21 protein-coding genes and 1 other RNA gene are annotated in these 18430 nt (G+C 65.7%); 5 read left to right on the top strand and 17 right to left on the bottom strand.

Features of this window, described 5'->3' with window-relative positions:
• Positions 1 to 51: 51 nt before the first annotated feature.
• The 5 genes from miaA (at position 52) to IFE19_RS09035 (ending at position 2725) form a co-directional block, all read left to right on the top strand.
• Positions 52 to 936, top strand: coding sequence for a tRNA (adenosine(37)-N6)-dimethylallyltransferase MiaA (gene miaA, locus IFE19_RS09015; RefSeq protein ID WP_207821571.1), 885 nt, complete (start codon positions 52 to 54; stop codon positions 934 to 936).
• Positions 937 to 950: 14 nt separating this feature from the next.
• Positions 951 to 1316, top strand: a transfer-messenger RNA (tmRNA) gene (gene ssrA / locus IFE19_RS09020).
• Positions 1317 to 1431: 115 nt separating this feature from the next.
• Entirely contained in the window at positions 1432 to 1929 is a 498-nt protein-coding gene (locus tag IFE19_RS09025; RefSeq protein ID WP_207821573.1) for an SspB family protein, read from the top strand.
• 11 nt (positions 1930 to 1940) lie between these two features.
• A complete protein-coding gene (locus IFE19_RS09030; protein ID WP_207821575.1) occupies positions 1941 to 2108 on the top strand; it encodes a hypothetical protein in 168 nt (55 codons plus the stop codon).
• A 77-nt stretch (positions 2109 to 2185) separates the two neighbouring features.
• Positions 2186 to 2725 (top strand): hypothetical protein, encoded by a 540-nt coding sequence (locus IFE19_RS09035; protein ID WP_207821577.1) that lies wholly within the window; start codon positions 2186 to 2188, stop codon positions 2723 to 2725.
• Positions 2726 to 2741: 16 nt separating this feature from the next.
• On the opposite strand, the gene lpxB is transcribed toward IFE19_RS09035, so the two are convergent.
• The 17 genes from lpxB to IFE19_RS09120 form a co-directional block, all read right to left on the bottom strand.
• Positions 2742 to 3908 (bottom strand): lipid-A-disaccharide synthase, encoded by a 1167-nt coding sequence (gene lpxB / locus IFE19_RS09040; protein WP_207821579.1) that lies wholly within the window; start codon positions 3906 to 3908, stop codon positions 2742 to 2744.
• Positions 3905 to 4744, bottom strand: a complete 840-nt coding sequence (gene lpxI, locus IFE19_RS09045) for a UDP-2,3-diacylglucosamine diphosphatase (protein WP_207821581.1) — start codon at positions 4742 to 4744, stop codon at positions 3905 to 3907. Before lpxI ends, lpxB begins: the two co-directional genes overlap by 4 nt.
• A complete protein-coding gene (gene lpxA, locus IFE19_RS09050) occupies positions 4741 to 5529 on the bottom strand; it encodes an acyl-ACP--UDP-N-acetylglucosamine O-acyltransferase (RefSeq protein WP_207821584.1) in 789 nt (262 codons plus the stop codon). Before lpxA ends, lpxI begins: the two co-directional genes overlap by 4 nt.
• The gene (gene fabZ, locus IFE19_RS09055; RefSeq protein WP_207821586.1) at positions 5526 to 5990 is read right to left on the bottom strand and encodes a 3-hydroxyacyl-ACP dehydratase FabZ; all 465 of its coding nucleotides are present in this window, start codon (positions 5988 to 5990) and stop codon (positions 5526 to 5528) included. The genes lpxA and fabZ overlap by 4 nt, the downstream gene beginning before the upstream one ends.
• Positions 5987 to 7006, bottom strand: a complete 1020-nt coding sequence (gene lpxD / locus IFE19_RS09060; protein WP_207821589.1) for a UDP-3-O-(3-hydroxymyristoyl)glucosamine N-acyltransferase — start codon at positions 7004 to 7006, stop codon at positions 5987 to 5989. The genes fabZ and lpxD overlap by 4 nt, the downstream gene beginning before the upstream one ends.
• 8 nt (positions 7007 to 7014) lie before the next feature.
• Positions 7015 to 7596, bottom strand: coding sequence for an OmpH family outer membrane protein (locus IFE19_RS09065; protein ID WP_207821591.1), 582 nt, complete (start codon positions 7594 to 7596; stop codon positions 7015 to 7017).
• 32 nt (positions 7597 to 7628) lie between these two features.
• Complete coding sequence (bamA, locus tag IFE19_RS09070) at positions 7629 to 10028, bottom strand: outer membrane protein assembly factor BamA (RefSeq protein WP_207821593.1); 2400 nt, start codon at positions 10026 to 10028, stop codon at positions 7629 to 7631.
• A 53-nt stretch (positions 10029 to 10081) separates the two neighbouring features.
• Positions 10082 to 11299 carry a M50 family metallopeptidase gene (locus IFE19_RS09075; protein WP_207821595.1) on the bottom strand — a complete coding sequence of 406 codons (1218 nt, stop codon included), beginning with the start codon at positions 11297 to 11299 and terminating at the stop codon, positions 10082 to 10084.
• Between the two features lie 23 nt (positions 11300 to 11322).
• Positions 11323 to 12519: a 1-deoxy-D-xylulose-5-phosphate reductoisomerase gene (gene dxr / locus IFE19_RS09080; protein WP_207821597.1), complete on the bottom strand. Its 1197-nt coding sequence runs from the start codon at positions 12517 to 12519 to the stop codon at positions 11323 to 11325.
• Positions 12516 to 13334, bottom strand: coding sequence for a phosphatidate cytidylyltransferase (locus IFE19_RS09085; protein WP_207821599.1), 819 nt, complete (start codon positions 13332 to 13334; stop codon positions 12516 to 12518). Before IFE19_RS09085 ends, dxr begins: the two co-directional genes overlap by 4 nt.
• Positions 13334 to 14098 (bottom strand): polyprenyl diphosphate synthase, encoded by a 765-nt coding sequence (uppS, locus tag IFE19_RS09090; protein ID WP_207821601.1) that lies wholly within the window; start codon positions 14096 to 14098, stop codon positions 13334 to 13336. Before uppS ends, IFE19_RS09085 begins: the two co-directional genes overlap by 1 nt.
• Positions 14099 to 14127: 29 nt before the next feature.
• The gene (gene frr, locus IFE19_RS09095; RefSeq protein ID WP_207821603.1) at positions 14128 to 14685 is read right to left on the bottom strand and encodes a ribosome recycling factor; all 558 of its coding nucleotides are present in this window, start codon (positions 14683 to 14685) and stop codon (positions 14128 to 14130) included.
• 38 nt (positions 14686 to 14723) lie between these two features.
• A complete protein-coding gene (pyrH, locus tag IFE19_RS09100) occupies positions 14724 to 15461 on the bottom strand; it encodes a UMP kinase (protein ID WP_207821605.1) in 738 nt (245 codons plus the stop codon).
• Positions 15462 to 15599: 138 nt separating this feature from the next.
• Positions 15600 to 16541: a translation elongation factor Ts gene (tsf, locus tag IFE19_RS09105; RefSeq protein WP_207821607.1), complete on the bottom strand. Its 942-nt coding sequence runs from the start codon at positions 16539 to 16541 to the stop codon at positions 15600 to 15602.
• A gap of 100 nt (positions 16542 to 16641) precedes the next feature.
• Positions 16642 to 17490: a 30S ribosomal protein S2 gene (gene rpsB / locus IFE19_RS09110; RefSeq protein WP_207821609.1), complete on the bottom strand. Its 849-nt coding sequence runs from the start codon at positions 17488 to 17490 to the stop codon at positions 16642 to 16644.
• A gap of 164 nt (positions 17491 to 17654) precedes the next feature.
• Positions 17655 to 18005, bottom strand: a complete 351-nt coding sequence (locus IFE19_RS09115) for a GFA family protein (protein ID WP_207821610.1) — start codon at positions 18003 to 18005, stop codon at positions 17655 to 17657.
• Positions 18006 to 18020: 15 nt separating this feature from the next.
• A complete protein-coding gene (locus tag IFE19_RS09120; protein ID WP_207821612.1) occupies positions 18021 to 18416 on the bottom strand; it encodes a DUF3224 domain-containing protein in 396 nt (131 codons plus the stop codon).
• Between the last annotated feature and the right edge of the window lie 14 nt (positions 18417 to 18430).

Raw genomic sequence — 18430 nt, forward strand, 5'->3', positions numbered from 1 at the left:
CCGGTCGCGGGCGTTCTATCGCCCTCTGATCCTGTTCGCGAGCCCGTTCCTTTGACCAAATCGCCCCGCCTCACCCTGATCGCCGGCCCCACCGCCTCGGGCAAGTCGCGTCTGGCGCTGGAAATGGCCGAGAAAACCGGCGCGATCATCATCAACGCCGACAGCCAGCAGCTCTACGCCGACCTGCGCGTCCTCAGCGCGCGCCCGTCCATCGAAGACGAAGCCCGCGCCGAGCACCGCCTCTATGGCGTGGCCGACGCCGCCGAATCCTGGTCGGTCGGACGCTGGACCCGCGCGATCATGCCGCTGCTGGAGGAACTGACGGCCCAGGACCGCCCCGCCCTGCTGGTCGGCGGCACCGGCCTCTATTTCAATGCCCTGACGCGCGGTCTGGCCGACATACCCGCCGTGGCTGACGCCGTCCGCGACGCGGTCCAGGCTTCCTACGACCTTGAGGGCGAAACCGCCTTCCGCCGCCGTCTGGCCGGGGTCGACCCCGCCGCCGCCGCCGCCATCACCCCCGGTGACCGCCAGCGCCTGATCCGCGCCCTGGCCGTGGCACAGGCCACCGGCCGTTCCCTCAGCGCGTGGAAGGCTGATACCCGGCCTCTGCTGGCGGCAGGTTCATATAACGCCCTGGTGGTCGAGCCCCCGCGCGACCGCCTTTACGCCAACTGCGACGTGCGGGTCAGCCTGATGATCGACAATGGCGCGGTGGACGAGGTCCGCACCCTTCTGACTCGCAACCTCGACCCTGTCCTGCCCGCCATGAAGGCCGTGGGCGTGCCCGAACTGGCGGCTCATCTCTTGGGCCTGACCTCGCTGGATCAGGCCATCGCCGCCATCCGCCTGTCCACCCGCCACTACGCCAAACGCCAGCTGACCTGGTTCAGGAACCAGACCCGCGACTGGCCGCGCCATCCGGGTTTCGCCTGAGATTTCGACAGCTTCCCCTTGGAAGCCAACGCCGAGACGCCTATATTGAACTTGTTCGGGTTCGCCCGGACTATGGCGATAAACGCGCCTGTAATAAGCGGACCGGACCCGGGTGCGATTCCCGGCGGCTCCACCAAATCTCTCACCGCGTTATCGGCGGGAGCTGCGGGGCCGACTAGCATCGACGGACGTGTAAAGAGGATGCTTTTGCCCGTCCTGGCCCACCGTATCGGGCCATTTTCTAACTGCGAACGATAACTTCGCTGGAGAAGTCCGCCTCGCCGCGTAATGCGGTTCGGTTGATTTCGAACACTTAAGTCCTGGGGGTTCAGATCCTCAGGCGGGGCCCGGGGGGCGCCTGGCAACAGAAGCCCCCCACTTCCTCGGACATCGCAGGAACCTGGCGACAGAATCCCGTCGCTTTCCTCAAATCCGCATCTTCCGTCGCTCGCCTGTCGCGGGTAACAGTCGGCCGTTCCCAGTTTCGAGGCCCTGATGACGGATCAAGCTCCCCCGGTCGATGAGATGCACTATGAGCAGCTCGCCCAGGACGCCCTGCGCGGCGTGATCCGCTCGGCGCTGGAACGCGCGGCCGAGCCTGACGGCATCCCCGGCGCGCACCACTTCTACATCACGTTCAAGACGCGGGCGCCCGGCGTCTCGGTGCCGCCGGACGTGCTGGCCAAATACCCTGACGAAATGACTATCGTCCTGCAGCACCAGTACTGGGACCTGGACGTCCAGCACGACCGCTTTTCCATCATGCTGAAGTTCGGCGGCATGCCCAAGGTTTTGGCCATGCCCTATTCGGCCGTGACCCGCTTCTACGACCCCAGCGTCCAGTTCATGCTGCAGTTCGAGGAACCCGAGATCGTCGAGGCCGAAATCGCCCCCCTGTCGCCGCCGGCCCGCGACCCGAACGCCGCCCCGCCGCCCTCGGGCGATGACGACGGCCCCAAGGTCGTCTCCCTGGACCAGTTCCGCAAGAAATAGACGCTGGCTTCATGAGCAATCCCGACGACAAGCCCGCCGAGACACCCGCCCAGCGCGCGCTTCGCCTCAAGCAGGCCGCCCAGAAGGCCCGCCCCGGCCCGCCCCAAAAGGGCGGCCTTCAGCGTGACCAGTCCGTCAACGTCAAGTCCGGCTCGAACAAACCCTGGATGACGCGCTAGGTCATTCAAGGGTATTTGCGCTGGCTTGACAGCAAACCGCTCCGATGGAGAAATCTTCGTTTCCGACGGAGATCGCCATGCGCCTGTTTCGCCTTGCCCTGCCAGTCATGGCGCTTCTCGCAGCATCGCCCGTCGCAGCACAGGATCGCGAAGGAACGGATCACCCGTTGCTGCCCCGCTACGAGGGCGCCACGATCATCCAGTATCGCGACGGCTCGCTCGACGAGATCCTTATCCCGACCGCTGCTGTCAACGACGAAAACCAGGCGAAGGGCGAAGCTCTGGAAGGCCGTGTGACGCACCTGGACTATCGCGTCACGCCAGCGGCCAGTCCTCTGACCATGGCCCGGCACTATGAAGCGGTCCTCGCCGCCAATGGGTTTGAAACCGTCTTTTCATGCAGCGGTCAGAACGACTGCGGCCGCAGCATGGATGCCCTGATCTCGAACTCGGGCAAGGTGGCGCCGGTCGGCTTCTCCGACGCCGTCTTCAGCGAGCGCGTACGCGTGGTGGTCGCGCGTCGGCAAGCGGACTGGATTCTGGTGCGCGTCGACGAAGCGCCTGATCGGTCCCTGATCTATACGGCCATCATTGAAGATAGCCACCCCGCGCGCTGAACAGGGGGGAGCGGCGTCATCCCGCCCTGGCCGCAATCACCCTCAGCACCGCATCCGCCGCCAGTTCTGACGGATCGGGACCGCCGCGGCCCATCAGGTCCAGCGCCGCAGTCTGGCGCGCGGCTTGATCGGCGGCGGCCTGCGGGTCGGACAACAGGCGGCCGACCGCCTCGGTCAGCTTCTCGGGCGTGGCGTCGTTCTGGATGAACTCAGGCGCTATGCGGTCGTCGGCGGCGATGTTGAACAGGGTGATGTGCTTGGCCGTCACCAGGTTCTTCATCAGAGCGTAGCTGAGCCCGTCGATCTTGTAGGCGATGACCATGGGCGCGCCGGCCAGAGCCAGTTCGGTCGAGACCGTGCCGCTGGTGGCCAGGGCGACATTGGCCGCCTTCATCGCATCATACTTGTCCGCCTCCTGCGCCAGATGGGCGCGGAAGGGCCAGGCGGCGACACGCCCCGCCACATCGGCGGCCACGGTGCCGGCGGCGACGACGGCGATCTCCAGCGAGGGGTTCGCCGCCTTCAGACGCTTCACCGTCGCCTCGAAAACGGGCGTCATCCGGTTGATTTCGCTGGGACGACTGCCCGGCAGGACCAGCAACAGGGGCGCGGCGGCGGCGATGCCGCGCGCGGCGCGGAAGCGGGCGCCGTCGGCGCTGGCCATGTCCACATGCAGGGCCTGCGAGCCCACGACTGTCGTCGGCAGCCCCTCGCGCTCGAACCAGGGCGCGTCGAAGCTGTAGAGTGACAGCAGGTGATCGACGCTGGCGGCCAGGGTCTTGGCCCGGCCCGGACGCGAGGCCCAGACCTGCGGCCCCACATACTTGATCAGCGGTATGCCCGGCAGGACCTCGCGCAGGGCCTTAGCCACGCGGATGGTGAAGCCCCAGCTGTCGATGAGGACGACCGCGTCGGGCCGCTCGGCCTTGGCCAGAGCGACCGTGTCGGCCACCCGGCGCTTGACCAGACCATAGGCCTTCAGCCCCTCGATCCAGCCCAGAATGGACAGTTCGGCGATGTCGAACGGGCTGGCGACGCCTTCGGCCGTCATCTTGGGGCCACCGACGCCGACAAAGACGACATCGTCGCCCAGGCGCGACTTCAAAGCGTGCGCCAGTCCGGCGCCTAGGGCGTCGCCCGAGGCCTCGGCGGCGACCAGCATGATCTTCAGCGGACGGCTCATCGTTCCACGCCCCAGACGAACAGGCCAAGCCGGTCGGCCGCCTCGACCAGCGCCTCATGGTCGATGATGATCAACCGCCCGGCGAAGCCGCCGATGCCCGCCAGACCGGCGGCGGCGGCCAGTTCGACCGTCATCGGCCCGATCACTGGCATGTCCACCCGCAGATCCTGGATCGGCTTGGGCGCCTTGCCCAACGCGCCCTTCAGCGCGCCCGGCGCGCCGTGCAGGTCAGCGGGCAGGCCCGCCACGCGGCGCAGCATCTCGTCCGTGCCTTCCTGCGCCTCCACCGCCAGCACCAGTCCCTCGCAGACGACCGCGCCCTGACCGATATCCAGTTCACCCGATTTTTCAGCGACGTGCAGCGCCTTCTTCAGGTCCGTCATTTGCTCTGGCGTCGGCGTGATCGCACCCAGAGCGCCCGCCGCCAGAGCCTCGCCGCCCAGAATGTCGTCCGCGCCCTCGACCGCATAACCCTCGGCCTCGAACACCGACAGGATCTTGCGTAGCAGGGCGTCGTCGCCCTTGGTCGCGGCCGCCACGATGCCGGGCAACAGGGTCGCCCCCTTGAAGTCGGGCTTCAGGGTCTTGAAGTCGGGCCGGTTCACATAGCCCGCCAGACAGACCGCCTCGCAGCCCTCCGCCTTCATCGTCTTCAGGATACGGCCAATCTCGGCCATGCCGAACTCTTGCCCCGGCCAGCGCACCAGATGCTCGTCGGCGAACCCGGCCAGACGGATGATGAAGACCGCCCGCCCCTCAGCCTCGCACCGCGCCGCGATCTTGAACGGCAGGTCGCCGCCGCCCGCGATCAGGCCGAGCTTGGGTGCAGCCGTCATTCCTTGCCCGGCAGGCAAAGCGGTCGCTTGGCGCCGTCGCGGATGAAGGCGACGATCTCCACGATCTCAGGCAGATCGGCATAGGTCGCCTCGACCCGGTCCAGGCGATCGGCGAAGACGCCTTCGCCCTCGAACAGGTCGCGGAAGGCGGCCAGCAGGCGACGCACCGCATCCTTGCCGTAACCCTTGCGCTTCAACCCGATCAGGTTGAGGCCGTGAAGGCTGGCGTGATTGCCCCAGGCCGAGCCGTAGGGAATGACGTCGCGCGTCACGGCGGCCAGACCGCCGACGATGGCGCCCTGCCCCACCCGGCCGTTCTGATGCACGGCGCACAGCCCACCCAGGAAGACCTTGTCCCCTATCTGGGCGTGGCCGCCCAGGGTGGCGTTGTTGGCCATGACGACATTGTCGCCTACAACGCAGTCATGACCGACGTGGGCGCCCGTCATGAACAGGCCGTTCGAGCCGACGCGCGTCACGCCCGTGCCCTGCGGCGTGCCCCGGTTGAAGGTGACGTGCTCGCGGATGAGGTTGTCTGCACCGATCTCCAGCCGGACAGGCTCACCCTTGTAGCCATTGTGCTGCGGGTCGCCGCCGATGACGGCGAAGGGATGGATGACCGTTCGCGCGCCGACGCTGGTGTCCTGCTGAACCACGACGTGGCTGACAAGCTTGACGCCCTCGGCCAGGGTCACGCCCGGACCGACGACGCACCAGGGTCCGATCACGACCCCGCTGGCGATCTGGGCCGAGGCGTCGACGACGGCGGTCGGGTGGATGGTCACTGGGCGGGCTCCGCCACGGTCACGACCATGGCCATGAACTCGGCCTCGGCGGCCAGCTTGCCGTCGATGAAGGTCTCGCCACGGAACTTGTAGGCGTCGCCGCGCGCGCGGATCACCTTGACCTCCATGCGCAGCTGGTCGCCCGGACGGGCGGGCTTGCGGAAGCGCACGCCGTCGATCGACATGAACATGATGACCTTGTCAGCCACCGCCACGTCCAACGACTTGGACATCAGCAGCGCGCCCGTCTGGGCCATGGCTTCGACGATCAGTACGCCCGGCATGACCGGATCGATCGGGAAGTGGCCGGGGAAGAAGGGCTCGTTGTGGGTGACGTTCTTGATGCCAACGATCGAGGTCGCCGTCACGAAGTCCTCGGCCTTGTCGACCAGCAGGAAGGGATAGCGGTGCGGCAGGCGACGCATCACCTCGGCGTAATCGATCTTGTTGTCTTCGCTCATTCTTTCGATTCCTTCGCGCCCTTCTTCTGGGACGCCTGTTTGGACAGCCACACAGTCTCGCGCAAGAATTGACGCAGGGGTTTGGCGGGGTAGCCGGACCAGATCTCGCCCGGCGGAATATTAGCCAGGACGCCGCCGCCGGCCGCGACGCGCGCGCCTTCACCGATGGCGATGTGGTCGCCCACGCCCGCCCGGCCGCCGAAGATGCAGTTGTCTCCCGTCGTGACCGAGCCCGAGATGCCGGTGTGGGCCGCCATCAGATTGTTGCGGCCGATGACGCAGTTGTGGCCGATCATGACCAGGTTATCGATCTTGGTGTTCTCACCGATGACCGTGTCGTCATAGGCGCCGCGGTCGATGCAGGAGTTGGCGCCGACGGTGACGCCGTCCTGCAAGATGACCCGACCCAGTTGCGGGATGTCCACCGGTCCGGTCTTCGACCCGGCGGCGCCGAAGCCGGCCTCGCCGACCCGTGCGCCCGCCAGCAGCTTCACCCGGTCACCCAGCAGGGCGAAGCCGATGGTGACGCCCGGACTGATCAGGCAGTCGCGGCCGATCTGGACGCCGGGCCCGATGACCGTATTGGCGCCAATGCGTGTGCCTCGTCCGATGCGGACGCCTTCGCCCAGCACCACGCCAGGCTCGATCACCACAGTGTCGTCCTCGGCGGCCTCGGCAGGGGTGGTCGCGCGATCCAGGCGGATCGGACGGTGCAGCAAGGCGGACGCCCGCGCCCAGCTCGCCTGCGCCTCGCCCGAGACGATGACGGCGGCGTCCGCGGGCGCCAGGTCCACAGCGGACGCTGGCACGATTACGCAGCCAGCCTTGGTCTCGGCCAGAGCGGCGGCGAACTTGCGATCGCCCAGAAACGCAATCGCGCCCCGGTCCGCTGTGGACAGGGGCGCAACGGCCGAGATGACGACTTCGCCGCCCCGAACCACCTCCCCGCCGATATGCTCGGCGAGGGCGGCGACCGTCAGGGGCGACAGGGTCTCAAAGAACCTCGGATCGGGCATGGCCCGTCTTACGACTGCGGTTGGGCCGGAACCGGCATGCGGTTGAAGGTCAACGACGGCAAGCTGGTGTTCAGGCGCTGAACCACGACGTCGGTGATGTCCATCGCCGGGTTAACGTAGGCGACGCTCTCGCTGCGCAGCAGCACGCCGCAACCGCGCTCTTGATAAACCGCCATGATGATCGGACGGGCGGCGTCCTCGATGGCCTTGGCCTGAACGCCCTGAGTGTAGCGCAGTTCGGCATCGCGGGTCTGCTCGAGCTGCTGAGCTTCCTGTGCACGCTGCTGCAGTTGCTGGCGACGCTGATTCAGCTGGTCCGCCGGGATGGTGGCGGCGCCTTGCTGCAAGGCCTGATACTCGGTCTGGATCTGTTGCGAGTAGGGCTGCAGCTCGCCGCGAACTTCTTGCAGCAGTTGAACCATACGATTCTGCAGTGCTTGGCCCGCGGCCGAACCGAGCAGAATCTGCTCGCCGGAAACCACGCAGACGCCCGGCAGTACGGGGCCCGGGTTTTGCGGCGCGTCCTGAGCCAGGGCGGACGAAGCAACGAGAGTGGCGGCGGCGAAGGCGCCGATAGCGAACAGTTTCATCTTGAACCTTTGAGCAGTCTGGAAGGCTGCGGTTAGAACTGGGTCGAGGTGGAGAAGCGGAAAGTCTCGGTCTTGTCGTAGTCTTCCTTCGACAGGACCTTGGACAGGTCGAAACGGATCGGCCCCATCGGGGACCGCCAGTGGATGCTGACGCCGGCGGCGGCGCGTAGCGCCAGATCATCCACGATGTTCGCGTTCGGCAAACCCGTGGTCGTATCGGTCTTGTACCGATCGTCCAGCATCCCAATCGTGCCGAAATCGGCGAACAGCGAGGTCTTGATGCCGTATTCTTCCGGCAGGTAGTTGGGCACCGTCAGTTCAACCGTGCCGATGGCGTAGAAGTTGCCGCCCAGAGCATCGGTCGTGGTCAGATCGCGAGCCCCCATACCCGCCGTTTCAAAGCCGCGGAAGCTGTTACCGCCCTTGAAGAAGCGGTCATTGATCCGGATCGGATCGCCGTTCCAGCCCGACACATAGCCGGTCGAGCCCTGAACGCTGACAGTCCAGTTCGGGCGAATGCCCCAGTACCAGGCTGCGTCAGCTTCGGTCTTGATGTAGTTCACGTCGCCGCCGATACCGGCGAAGTCCTGGCGGAGCGACGCCGTCCAGCCCCGCGTCGGCCGCACCGGATCATTCCGGCGATCGACCATCAGGGTGTAACCGGCCGACGAGTTCATAAAGGAACCGGCCTGCTCACACAGCGCCGACGAACCGGTGCCATTGCAGTAGCCGGCCGGGATAAGAACCTCGTCGTCCTTCAGGAAGTAGCGCAGGCTGAACAGCGAGTAGCCATTCAGCGGATAGCTGAGACGCAAGCCGCCACCCGTCGAACGATAGTCATACGACGAGTATTCGCTGAGGTCGTACCGCGTGTGGAACAGGTCGAAACCGGCGCGCAGGTCACGACCCAGGAACTTCGGCTCGGTGAAACGGAAATCGATCTGCTGGCGCAGCGAGCCCCACTCGGCACGCGCCACGACGTTCTGGCCCCGACCGCGGAAGTTGCGCTGGGTCACGCCCAGGTTCAGCACGAAGGAGTCAACCGAGCTGAAGCCCGCGCCGACCGACAGTTCGCCCGTCGGCTGTTCCTGCACGGTGACATTGACGACAGAACGGTCGGGTGCGCTGCCACGCGTCTCCTCGATCGTGACGTCCTTGAAGAAACCCAGGGCGCGCAGATTGTTGCGCGAACGCTCGACCAGGCTGCGGTTGAAGGCGTCGCCTTCGCCCACCATCAGCTCGCGCCGGATGACCGAATCCAGGGTCTGGGTGTTGCCGACGACATTGATGCGGTCGATGTAGACCCGCTGGCCTTCCTTCAGATTGAAGGTCACATCGACCGTGTCGGTCTCGGGATTGGCGCGATAGCTGGGGTTGATCTCGACAAAGGCGTAGCCCGCCGAACCCGCCGCAAAGGTCAGGGCGTCGACGGCGTTCTCGATGCGATCACTCTCATACAGGTCACCCGAACGGATCGGCAGAAGACGCTGCAGGAAGTCGGCGTTGAGGCGATCATTCTCGGTCACGACCTTGACCTCGCCGAACTTGTAGCGATCCCCTTCATCCATCGTGACCGTCATGCCGAAGGCGCTGCCGTCCGGCTTCAGTTCAGCGACGGACGACAGGATACGGAAGTCGTAATAGCCCCGGTTCGTGTAGAACTTCCGCAGTTGCTCCCGATCATAATCCAGACGATTCGGGTCGTAATTGTCGTTCGAGCTGAACAGACGCCACCACTGCGATTGCTTGGTCACCATGACCTCACGCAGATCGCTGTCGGAGAAGGCCTGATTGCCCAGGAAGGTGATGGCCGCCACGCCCGTTTCCGGGCCTTCATCGATTTCAAACACCACGTCGACGCGGTTTTGCTCCAGCTGGACCAGCTTCGGCGTCACCGTGGCCGAGATACGACCCGACAGACGATAGAGTTCAATAATCTTGCCGACATCCTCCTGGACGCGGGCGCGCGTATAGATGCCGCGCGGCTTGATCGTGACTTCATCCTGAAGCTTCTTCAGGGTGAGCGCCTTGTTCCCCTCGAACGTCACCTGATTGATAATCGGGTTCTCGACGATCTCGACGATCAGGTCACCGTTCGGCTGCAGGCCCAGTTGCACGTTGGCGAACAGGCCGGTGCGCGACAGGGTGCGAACCGCCACGTCGATTGTGGCGGCATCGACCGTGTCGCCGGGCTGGATCGGCAGATAGGACAGGACCGTGGTCTGGTCGATGCGCTGGTTGCCGCGCACCACGATGCGGTTGACGACAGCACGATCCTCAGCCGGGGCCGCGACCGTCACTTGCGGGTCCTGCTGGGCGGCGGCCGGCGCTGCGACGGGCGCGGTCTGGGCCAGGGCCGGTCCGGCCAGGCCGGCGGCGACTGCCAGCGCCAGAGCGCTGGGTCCAAGGATACGGCCACGGGTTCGGATCATGAGGCGACTGTCGTTCTGAATCATTCGGGGAACCATCGGGGGCTGGCGTCGGCTCACGAGACGAGCCCGCCGAGGAATTTGAAGAGATTGAGTTTCTGCAGGTCGTTCCAGGTGGCGAACAACATTAAACTGGCCAGCAAAGCAAGGCCGACGCGATATCCCGCCTCCTGAACCCTGGCGGCCACCGGCCGACGCGCCACCGCCTCATAGGCGTAAAACATCAGATGCCCCCCATCCAGCACCGGAACGGGCAGCAGATTAAGAAAACCGATTCCGACCGAAAGTATGGCGGCGAAGCTGGTCAGCGTCAGCAGGAGATTTCCCGCCATGGCCAGCGGGTCGGGATTGGCGGCCACCGCGGCGTTGGTCAGGGCGCCCGAGGCCTTGGCGATGCCCAGCGGTCCGCTGAACTGGTCGCCCGATTCGCGACCGGTGAAGATGCGGCCGATATAGGTGAAGGTCGTGCTCAGGATGGCGCCGGTTTCCTTGAACCCCTGCCCAACAGCGGCGACCGGGCCGTAGCGAACGTGGCGCACCTCGTCGCGGCTGGAACCCAGGCCAAGCCCGATGCGACCGACGGAAACCCGGCCGGCAATGGGGTCGTTCTCGACCCGGCGCTCCGGCGTGGCGGTCAGTTGAACGTCAGCGCCCGCACGCTCAACCGTGAACTGCACCGGGTCGCCGCTGCTCAGAGCCACAACGCGCGTCACCTCGCCGCCATCGGCGATCAGCTTGCCGTTGACGCGCGTGATCAGGTCGCCCGGCAGGAACCCGGCGGCGGCGGCAGGCGAATCCGCCTGCACCTGCACGACGCGCGCAGGACGAAGCTCGACCCCGACCAGGCTGAACAACAGGGTGAAGATGAAGATAGCCAGCACGAAATTGGCGAAGGGGCCGCCGGCAACGACCAGGGCCCGCTGCCACAGGGGCTTGAAATACAGATAGTCCTTCTCGGCGCCGACCCCATGCTCAGCGACCACTTCCTTCTTCAGGGCGTCCAGCCCGGCCTTGTCGGGCACGCCCGTCGCGTCCAGATCACCGGCGAACTTCACGTAGCCGCCCAGCGGCAGCCAGCCCAGGCGCCATTCCACGCCACGCTTGTCTGTGCGTTGAAAGATGGCGCGACCGAAACCGATAGAAAAACGCTCCATCTTCACGCCGAAGGCGCGCGCCGTCAGGAAGTGCCCCAGTTCGTGGACAGTGACGACCAGGGTCAGCACCAGCAGGAACGGCACGACATAGATCAGGGCCTGCCCGATAATTCCTAGCATGCCGGTCACTGTCTCCGTCGCCCTCAGGCAGCAATCGCGAGCGAGGCGATAATGTCGTTCGCGATCCGTCGGGCCGCCGCGTCCACGGCCAGAGCCGCGTCGCAGGCGTCGTCGGAACCGGAATCCATCCCCGCATTCGTCGCGCGCTCCAAGGTGTCCGCGACGACTGCGGCAATATTGAGAAAGCCCAGCCGACGGTCAAGGAAAGCGAGAGCCGCCACCTCGTTGGCCGCGTTGAAGACGATGGGCGCCACGCCGCCCGCCGCCAGGGCCTCGCGCGCCAGCCGCAGGGCCGGGAACCGCGTCATATCGGGCGCCTCAAAGGTCAGACGCCCCAGAGCCGCCAAATCCAGCTTCGGCGCGGGCCATGCCATCCGGTCAGGCCAAGCCAGGGCGCAAGCGATCGGCGTCTTCATGTCCGGCGGCCCCATCTGAGCCAGAGTCGAACCATCCACATATTCCACAAGGCTGTGGATGATTGATTCCGGATGGACGACCACATCGATCCTGTCGCCGCTCATGGCGAACAGATAGGCGGCCTCGATCAGCTCCAGGCCCTTGTTGGCCATGGTGGCGCTGTCGACCGAAATCTTGGCGCCCATGCTCCAGTTCGGGTGAGCCACCGCCTGTTCGGGTGTGATGCGGCCCATGGCCTCGCGCGGCAGGGTGCGGAACGGCCCACCGGAGGCGGTCAGCACCAGCTTCGACACCTGTTCGGGCGCCTCGGCGGGAAAGACCTGGAAAATGGCGGAATGTTCGGAATCGACCGGGATCAGCTTGCCGCCACTGCGCCCCACCCGCTCGATCAACGCCGGACCGCAACAGACCAAGCTTTCCTTGTTCGCCAGGGCCAGGGTCGCGCCCGTGCCGGCTGCGGCCCAGGCCGAGCGCAAGCCCGCCGAGCCGACGATAGAGGCCATAACCCAGTCAACGGGCCGCGTCGCGGCCTCGACAATGGCTTCAGGGCCAGCGGCGACCTCGACATCGGTCCCCGCCAGAGCGTCGCGCAGTTCACTCAGACGCGCGGGATCAGCCGTCACCGCCAGCCTGGGCCGCCAACGCCGGGCCTGCTCGGCCAGCCGGGCGATGTTGGCGCCGCCGGTCAGGACCTCGACCTGAAACGCGCCCGAACCGGCCTGTTCGGCCTGATCCATCAGGTCCAGCGTCGATGTCCCGACCGAGCCGGTCGAGCCCAGCACGCTGATCTTGCGGGCAATCATGCGCCCTGCCCCAGCATCAGAACGATCACACGCCCCGCCGCCACGACCACAACCGCGAACATCAGACCGTCGACCCGGTCCAGCAGGCCACCGTGGCCGGGAATGATGTTGCCGGCGTCCTTCACCCCGAAACGTCGCTTCAGCGCCGATTCCCACAGGTCGCCAGCCATGGTGGCCAGGGCCGCCGCCAGACCGAGGACACCGCCCCAGAAGATATTGAGCCGGCCCATTTCCAGCCAACCCGCCATGGCGGCGCCGGCGACCATCCCCGCCAACAAGCCGCCGATGAAACCGGACCAGGTCTTGTTGGGTGAAAAGCGCGGCCACAGCTTGGGGCCGCCCACGGCGCTACCGACCAGATAGGCCAGGATGTCGGAAGCCCAGGCCACGGCGAAGACCAGCACCGTCCAGTACAGGCCCTGGGCCGCGTTCAGGTCTCGCAACCAGATCAGCAGGACGCAGGGCCAGCCGAGGTAGAGCACGCCATAGGCTGCATCCAGCGCCTGGCCGCCGCGTGAACGCGCGAACAAACCCGCCGCCAGAGCGCCGAAGACCAGCAGGATCAAGGCGAGAGAAATCTGTCCGATATGGGCGGCGATCACGGCGGTGATCAGCGCCAGGGCCACCGCCGCTCCGACTGACCGCCAGATACGCGGCGCGCTCATTCGCGCCCATTCAAAGGCCAGCAGACCGCACGCCGCCACCACCAGGGCGCAGAACCAGGCCCCGCCAGCCCAGGTCGCCAGGACGGCGGCCGGCGCCAGCACCACGGCCGAAGCCGCTCTCAGGCCGATATCGCCGATCTTCAACGCCATCAGCCAGCCGCCTTTACGACGGGTGCGTCCGTCAGCACGTCGCGACCGCCATAGCGCCGTTCGCGATTGCCATAGAGGGCGATCGCCTCGCCCAACGCCTCGGCCCCATAGTCGGGCCACAGGATGTCCTGGAACACCAGCTCGGCATAGGCGGCCTCCCATAACAGGAAGTTGGACAGCCGCTGCTCGCCCGATGTCCGCACGATCAAATCCACCGGCGGCGCCCCGGCTGTCGACAGACCCGCGCCCAGATCATCCTCGGTCACATCGCCTTCAAACAGACCCGCGCGTGCGCGATCCAGCAACCTCTGCGCGGCGTCGACCAGATCGGCCCGCCCTCCGTAGTTGAAGGCCACCTGCAACAGGAAACGGTCGTTGTGCGCCGTCTGAGCCTCGGCGCGATCGACGATAGCAGCGATGTCGCCGGGCAATCCCTTGCGACGGCCCAGGACGCGTAAACGAACGCCGGAGGCCTCCAACCGCTTCAGGTCGCTGCCGACAAAGGACCGCACCAACCCCATCAGGTCCGACACCTCGTCCGCCGGCCGGCTCCAGTTCTCGGTCGAGAAGCCGAAGACGGTCAGGCACCGCACGCCGAAGTCCGGCGCGGCCTTGATCGTGCGACGCAAGGCCTGCACGCCTTCGCGATGCCCCACGACGCGCGGCAGGCCCCGGCGCTCGGCCCAGCGACCGTTGCCGTCCATGATCAGGGCGACGTGACGTGGCCCCTTCTCAGGCGCCGTGGCGACGGTCTCGACCGACATTCTGGAATCCCTCCTGACGCGTGCTGGCGTCAGACCTGCATGATCTCGGCTTCCTTGGTCTTCAGTGCCTCGTCAATGCGCTTGATGGCCCCGTCCGTGTCCTTCTGGACCTCGGTTTCCATCTTCTTCTGTTCGTCCTGGCTGATCTCGGTGGCCTTCTCGGCCTTCTTCAGGTCGTCGTTGGCGTCGCGGCGCACGTTACGCACGGCGATCTTCTGCTGTTCGGCATACTTGCTGGCCAGCTTGACCAGGTCCTTGCGGCGCTCCTCGGTCAACGGCGGCACGGGGATGCGCAGGGTCTGGCCGTCCACGATCGGATTCAGACCCAGGCCGGCCGCTCGAATGGCCTTCTCGACCGCCACGACCATGCCCTTGTCCCAGACGCTGACGGAAATCATGCGCGGCTCAGGCACGCTGATCGCGGCTACAGCGTTCAGCGGCGAAGTCGAGCCGTAGGCCTCGACCTGGACCGGATCGAGCAAGCCTGCGTTGGCGCGTCCCGTCCGCAGACCGGCATACTCTTCCTTCAGCGCCGCGACGGACTTCTCCATACGGTCGCGATAGGTCTTGAGCTCGGGCTTGGCCATGAGGATCTTCCTGGTCTGTCGTTCGGTTCGAGAGCCGCTCAGGCGGCCTTGTTGGTAATCACGGTGAAGGTGCCTTCACCGCTCAGGGTCTTGCGCAGGGAACCTTCTTCACGGATCGAGAAGACCACGATCGGAATATCGCTGTCGCGCATCAGGGCGATGGCCGAGGCGTCCATGACGCGCAGATCCTTGGCCAGCACTTCCTGATAGGTCAGGGTCTCATAACGGGTGGCGGTGGGATCCTTCTTGGGATCGGCGGTATAGACGCCATCCACGCTGGTGCCCTTGAGCAAGGCGTCGCAACCCATTTCGGCGGCGCGCAACGCGGCCCCCGAATCGGTCGTGAAGAAGGGCGCGCCCACGCCGGCGGCGAAGATCACCACCCGCCCCTTCTCCAGATGCCGCATGGCGCGGCGACGGATGTAGGGTTCGGCGATGGCGGCCATCGGAATGGCGCTCTGGACCCGCGTATCGACGCCGATCTTCTCAAGCGCGCCCTGCATGGCCAGGGCGTTCATGATGGTGGCCAGCATGCCCATGTAGTCGGCGTTGGCGCGATCCATGCCCTCGGCAGCCTTGGACAAGCCACGGAAGATGTTGCCGCCACCGATAACCAGGCAGATTTCAACGCCCTGACGCGCCACTTGAGCAACGGCGGCCGCCACCACATCGACGGTCTTCATGTCGATGCCATAGGACTGATCGCCCATCAGGACCTCGCCCGAGACCTTCAGCAGGACGCGCTTGTAACGAAACTCGGAGGGGGCGTCGGGCATGGTCATGGGTCCGTGGATACAGGGGTTACGCATCCGCGCGAATGAATCGGCGGCTCATCATAGACGAAGGGCGCGCCGGCCATCAAAGCCGAACGCGCCCTTTTGAAAATTCTTCCCTTTCGGGAAGAAACCTCGGTGTTAGTTGCCGCCGGTCATCGAGGCCACTTCAGCCGCGAAGTCGGGGGTCTCGACCTTCTCGACACCTTCACCCAGAGCCAGGCGGACGAAGCCGGCCAGGCGCAGGTTCGAGGAGCCCAGTTCCTTGCCCGAGTTGGCGACCAGTTGTTCGATGGTCACGTCGGGGTCCATGACGAACGGCTGCTTCGACAGCACCACGTCTTTCTGGAACTTGTTGATCTGACCTTCCACGATCTTTTCGATCATGTTGTCGGGGCGGCCTTCTTCCTTGGCCTTTTCGATCAGAACAGCGCGTTCCTTCTCGATGGCGGCAGGGTCCAGGTCGTCGGTGTTCAGCGACAGCGGCGCCGTAGCGGCGACGTGCATGGCGATCTTGCGGCCCAGTTCGCGCAGGGCGTCCTGGTCGCCTTCACCTTCCAGAGCCACCAGCACGCCGATGCGACCGACGCTGGGCGAGACGGCGTTGTGAACGTAGGTCGAAACCACACCCTCATCGACCGCCAGGCGAGCGGCGCGACGCAGTTGCATGTTCTCACCGATAGTGGCGATCAGCTGGGTCACTTCGTCCTGAACCGTACGGCCGTTTTCCAGGGTCGCGCCATGGATGGCGTCGACGCCGTCATGGTGCAGACCCAGTTGGGCGAACGACTTGGCTGCGGTCTGGAACAGGTCGTTGCGGGCGACGAAATCGGTTTCCGCATTGAACTCGATGGCGGCGGCGACTTCGCCCTTGCCATCGGCGCGGACGGCGACGGCGACCAAGCCTTCAGCGGCGACACGGTCGGCCTTCTTGGCGGCCTTGGACAGACCCTTGGCGCGCAGCCAGTCGATTGCTGCTTCGATGTCGCCGTTGGTTTCCACCAGCGCCTTCTTGCAGTCCATCATGCCGACGCCCGAACGCTCGCGAAGTTCCTTCACGAGGGCGGCAGTGATCTCGGCCATGTTCTTCTCCTGAAAATTCAAATGAGCGGCCGGGCATGGATAGCCCGGCCGCATGTCAGTTTGGCGTAGGTCCGATCATCGACCGGACCCCGAGAGCGCCTTAGCCCTCGACCTTTTCTTCAGTCGTCGCGAGCAGCTCTTCAGCCACGGCTTCCGTACCGGCCGGAGCGGCTTCGGCTTCAGCCGGGGCGGCAGCGGCTTCGCGCAGCATCGGCTCGACCGGAGCTTCCGAAGCGCCCAGGTCGATGCCCGAAGCCGAAGCGCCGGCGGCCAGGCCGTCCAGAACGGCGTCGGCGATCAGGTCGCAGTAGGTCTGGATGGCGCGGGCGGCGTCATCGTTGCCCGGGACCGGATAGGTGATGCCGTCCGGGTCCGAGTTGGTGTCCAGAATGGCGATGATCGGGATGTTCAGCTTGCGGGCTTCCTGGATCGCGATCGCTTCCTTGTTGGTGTCGATCACGAACATGATGTCCGGGATCGAACCCATGTCCTTGATGCCGCCCAGCGACAGCTCCAGCTTGTCTTTCTCGCGCTGCAGGGTCAGCAGCTCTTTCTTGACGCGACCTTCGCCGCCGGTGGCCAGAACGGTTTCCAGCTCGCGCAGGCGGGCGATCGAGCCCGAGACGGTGCGCCAGTTGGTCAGCGTGCCGCCGAGCCAGCGGTTGTTCATGTAGTACTGGGCGCAGCGCGTGGCGGCTTCAGCGACCGGGCCGGCGGCCTGGCGCTTGGTGCCGACGAACAGGACGCGACCGCCCTTGGCGGCGACGTCGCGAACGGCGACCAGAGCCTGGTGCAGCAGCGGCATCGTCTGCGACAGGTCGATGATGTGGATGTTCGAGCGCGAGCCGAAGATGTAGCGGTCCATCTTCGGGTTCCAGCGGTGCGTCTGGTGGCCGAAGTGAGCGCCGGCTTCCAGCAGCGTACGCATCGAGAATTCAGGCAGAGCCATGATCGTCTTTTCCTTTTTCCGATCTAACCTAGCGTGGGCGGTTAAAGGACCGGACGGTCCCTCGGAACGGTGCAGACCGGGATGTCTCCCCGGACCGCGCCACGCCCACGTGCGAAGTGCGGGCGCTCTCTAGGCGGATTGATCGAAAAAGGCAAGAGGATCAGTCAGAAGCTTCGCCCGTCCACCCGTGCCGCCGTCCAGGCCCAGGGCTCGACGTCCGTCAGGGTCCGCACATTGATCGCCGCCACCTCGCCCCCGTCCGGCGCCACGCCGTAGCCGAAAGGTTGCACCCCGCAGGTCTTGCAGAAGCGATGATCGATCTTGTGGTGGTTGAAGAAATAGGAGGTCGTCGCCTCCTCGCCCGCCGTCAACCGGAACGCCGCCCGTGGCGCGAAGGCCAGGACGAAGCCTTTTCGGTAACAATGCGAACAGTTGCATTCGATCAGGCCCTCCAGCCCGACCTCGACCTCATAGGCCACCGCGCCGCAGTGGCAGGACCCCTTATGCACGGTCATGTTTGCTATCCTCAATCAGGACGTGGGCAGGCTGTATTCCAGATCATAGCGATGAACGCCGTCTTCGATCGTCAGATGGAACACCCCGGCGATCCCGGTCCGCTCACCTGCCCCCGACCCCGGCACGATCGTGATCAGCAGTTCCTGCGCGCCACGGTCCATCAGGCCGCGGTGCACCAGGGTGAAGGCTCCCTCGCGCCCGTCGATCATGCCGCGCACCCGGTCCAGGGCGACATAGGCGCCCGACCGTTCAGGACTCATGGTCGCCAGCATCTCGCCGGCGGCGGTTCCCGTCAGGTCGCCGTGAAAGGTCTTGGCCAGCAACATGCGGCCTGGGGCGTCCGGCGGCGATCCTGCCTCCGGCTGAACCGGAGTGATGACGACATCAAAGGTTCCGCGCGCATTGCGCATGAGCAGCTCCTCAC

It is taken from the genome of Brevundimonas pondensis, assembly GCF_017487345.1.
GTDB lineage: Bacteria > Pseudomonadota > Alphaproteobacteria > Caulobacterales > Caulobacteraceae > Brevundimonas > Brevundimonas pondensis.